Source organism: Mycobacterium sp. (assembly GCF_049683935.1).
Lineage (GTDB): Bacteria > Actinomycetota > Actinomycetes > Mycobacteriales > Mycobacteriaceae > Mycobacterium.
The window spans coordinates 1-3134 of the sequence record NZ_JBAUJR010000138.1 but is presented as its reverse complement, the minus strand read 5'-3'; the positions used below and the strand labels follow the sequence as shown (position 1 = coordinate 3134).

Below are 3134 nucleotides of genomic sequence, written 5' to 3'. Positions count from 1 at the left end.
CACCGCGGGCGGCGGAGCGACCGCGGTCGTGGGCGCCGGTGGCGGCGGCTGCACAGGCTCATTGGTGATGGTGACGGCGTCCTGCGACGGGGGCAGCTCGCTGCTCAGCGGCACGTTGCCCGGGGTCGGGGTGGTCGGTTCGTCGCTGTCGACACTGGTCAACGCGATGGCAACGCCACCCACGGCGACGAGCGCGAGCGCCGCCGCGATCCCGAACACCGCCATCGGCAGACGCTGCCAGGGTTTGACGTCGTCGTCCTGCGCGACGGGTTCCGGCTCGAAGTTCTCGGTCGGCTCGTACGCATCGGCCGTGAGGTAGGGGTCTTCCCCGGAGTAAGGAACGACGTCGTCGCCGGCGTCGTCGTCCTGCGACCACGCCAGGGCCCGAAATGTCGACGACCCCGGATCCGCTGCCGGCGGAGCGGGCACTCCGGCCGCCGGTGCGACCCAGGTCGCGGTGTCCGCGCTGCGCCCGTAGGCCGCAAAAAGTGCCGCACCGACCCCGGCGTCCAGAGCGGGCTGCGGGGTCGTCACCACCCGGGCGCGCGAACGCTCCGAAAGACGTTGCACGATCAGCGGAATGCTCGCCCCGCCGCCGACCAACGCGACCGCGGAGACAGCGTCCCAGCTGATGTTGTTGCGCCCCAACATGTCATCGAGTGCGTCGACGACACCGGTCAGCGGCCGAGCGATCAACTCCTCCAACTCGGCTCGCGTCACGCGGATGTCACCGCGGTAACCGGGGAGTTCGACGGTCATCCCGGTGACGGTCTCCCGGGACAGCCGCTCCTTGGCCGAGCGGCACTGCTCCCGCAACGAGGCCAGCGAACCGACAGCGGCGGTCTGGCCGGGATCGACGTCGCCTCCTCCGGCGATCCCGTCCAGCACATGGCTCAGCAATGCCTGATCGATCTGGTCCCCGGCGAAATCGGGGAACCTGTCGGTGCCGTCGATCACGGTGAACGCCGACGCCGCGTCGGCCAAAGTGATGCTGGTACCCCCGCCGCCGAAGTCCAGCAGCGCCACCACGCCCTGCCTGTTGATGCCCGGGTTGGCGTTCAGGGCCGTCAGGGCCGCCACCGCGTCGGGTATCAGCCTCGGCACCATACCGCCGGGCGCCAGGATCGAGCTGGCTCTCAACGCGGCGTGCAACGCCCCCGACATCGCCGGAGTCCAGTACGAGGGCACGGCGATGGCCACGTCCGCAGGCGGTTGAGGCGCGGCCAGGCCCGCCATCGATTCGAGCGCTTCGACCAGCAGTTGTTCGGCGGGGTAGCTGGCACCGTCGGCGGCCACCAGCGGCACCGAATCACCGATCCGGTCCACGAAACCGGACAGCACCACCCCGTCGCCGCGGTGTGCCGGAGGCGTGCCGACCTCGGGGGCGGCGTGGCCGAAAACGGTCAGCACCGAACGGCGAATCACCGGCTGCTGCCCGACACTCGCTGCGACAAGGTTGGTCGTCCCGATGGACAACCCCAGGGGATCGGTCATGACCCAGGCCACGATAGCGGCCGCACCGATTCCGGCCAGTCAGACACTCGGCCTATCCGTGATTGCTGGGGGTGTGCTGCAATGTCGCAATGGGTGACATCGACGACATCAAGCAGGTCAAGTACCGGTATCTCCGCGCTCTCGACACCAAACACTGGGACGAGTTTGCCGAGACTCTCACCGACGATGTGATCGGCCGGTATGGCGAGTCGATCGGCGAGGAGCACCACTTCACCAGCCGCGACGAGCTCGTCGGCTTCATGCGCAACTCGCTGGGGCCCGAGATTCTGACCGAACATCGGGTCAACCACCCCGAGATCACCGTCGACGGCGACGAGGCCAAAGCCACCTGGTACCTGCAGGACCGGGTGATCGCGCCCGACTTCAACTTCATGCTGATCGGCGCCGGCTTCTACCACGACAGGTACCGCCGAACCGAGGACGGCTGGAAGATCTGCGAGACCGGCTACGACCGCACCTACGACGCCTCGATGTCGCTGGAGGCGTTGAACTTCAAGGTCAAAGCCGGCCGGGCACTGAATCTCTGACTCACATCGGGCGGAGCATCGTGACCGCTACTCGGTGATCGCGATCATCGCGCCCGGCCGCAGCCAGCGCATGATCGTCACCAGCGTGGCATCGTCGATCGCCACGCACCCGGCGGTGGCCCCGCCGTCGGTGCTGTGCACGAAGAACGCTCCACCCTTTCCGGGAACCCGTTCCTTGTTGACGCCCATCACGACTGCGTGGGCGTACTGCGGGATCTGCAGGTTCTCGGTGCCCGCGCTCAGCGAGGTGTTGAACGGGCACGCGTCTTTCTTGCACACCTGCATGGTGTTGTAGGTCGGGCTTTCCATGTCGCCGTCCCACCAGTGGTCGGGTCCGACCTGGACGTACTGCAGGCCGCCGCCGGGGTTGGGTTCGGTGCCGAACGCGAAATCCAGCGTGTAGATGCCCTTCGGCGTCATCAATGATCCGTCGAAGTGATCGGGCGACATGCCTTTTGAGCCGATCTTCGCCGGAACCCCGATGCCGCCGGTCACCGGCTGCCAGCCCGCGGCGGTCCGCTCCCAGACATCGAGCTTGGCGTCGGACCCACCTGTGCCGGTGACCGCTAGAACCTGGGTGGCGCCTCCGACTGAGCGGGCGAACCACGGCGCCGACTGCGCCAGGGACTGCGGCCCGGCCAGGATTCCCATGACCGCACAGATCGTCGCCGCGCACAGCAATATCAGCGATCGGCGCATCGCTCCATCGTGACGGCTCGACGCCGCATCCCCGATAAAGATTCGGCCACGATCAGGTAGCGACGCCGCCATATGCAGCGCATCCCGTTGTCGGTGGTCGAATGTATGTTCGAAATATGTCGGGTACGGCGGGGTTGCAGGAGGCGGTGACCGCGTTGCGGGCCGCCTTCGACGCGGTCGCCGCCTGCGACCTCGACCTGCTGACCCGCGCTGAGCTGATCGGACCCCTCGATGAGCTCGAAACGTTGGGGTGCCAGCTCCCGGCGGTGAGGCAGCGGTTGTTGGCCCGGCTGCAGACCGAGACCACTCCACAGCAGCTGGGTGCCAAGTCCTGGAAAGACGTCCTGACCGTCCGCTGGCGCCTCTCGGGGGCCGAAGCGAATCGTCGGCTGA

At 67.6% G+C, this 3134-nt stretch carries 3 protein-coding genes and 1 pseudogene; 2 read left to right on the top strand and 2 right to left on the bottom strand.

The features are described from left to right. Positions 1-1494 (bottom strand): Hsp70 family protein (locus WA965_RS08020; RefSeq protein ID WP_526447338.1); only part of this gene is annotated, 1494 nt, incomplete at its 3' end. A gap of 89 nt (positions 1495-1583) precedes the next feature. On the opposite strand from WA965_RS08020, the gene WA965_RS08015 reads away from it, so the two are divergent. Beyond that, positions 1584-2042 (top strand): nuclear transport factor 2 family protein, encoded by a 459-nt coding sequence (locus WA965_RS08015; RefSeq protein ID WP_178359538.1) that lies wholly within the window; start codon positions 1584-1586, stop codon positions 2040-2042. Between the two features lie 27 nt (positions 2043-2069). Here the strand turns inward: WA965_RS08015 and WA965_RS08010 are convergent, their stop codons facing one another. Further along, entirely contained in the window at positions 2070-2741 is a 672-nt protein-coding gene (locus WA965_RS08010) for a L,D-transpeptidase family protein (RefSeq protein ID WP_526295135.1), read from the bottom strand. A 101-nt stretch (positions 2742-2842) separates the two neighbouring features. Here WA965_RS08010 and WA965_RS08005 point away from each other — a divergent pair. Then, positions 2843-3134: pseudogene (locus tag WA965_RS08005) on the top strand (HNH endonuclease signature motif containing protein); the annotation flags it as partial.

Bases quoted from the DNA above. Each gene is read 5' to 3' on its own strand.
- WA965_RS08010 (WP_526295135.1), bottom strand. From the start codon at position 2,741: ATGCGCCGATCGCTGATATTGCTGTGCGCGGCGACGATCTGTGCGGTC.
- WA965_RS08015 (WP_178359538.1), top strand. From the start codon at position 1,584: ATGGGTGACATCGACGACATCAAGCAGGTCAAGTACCGGTATCTCCGC.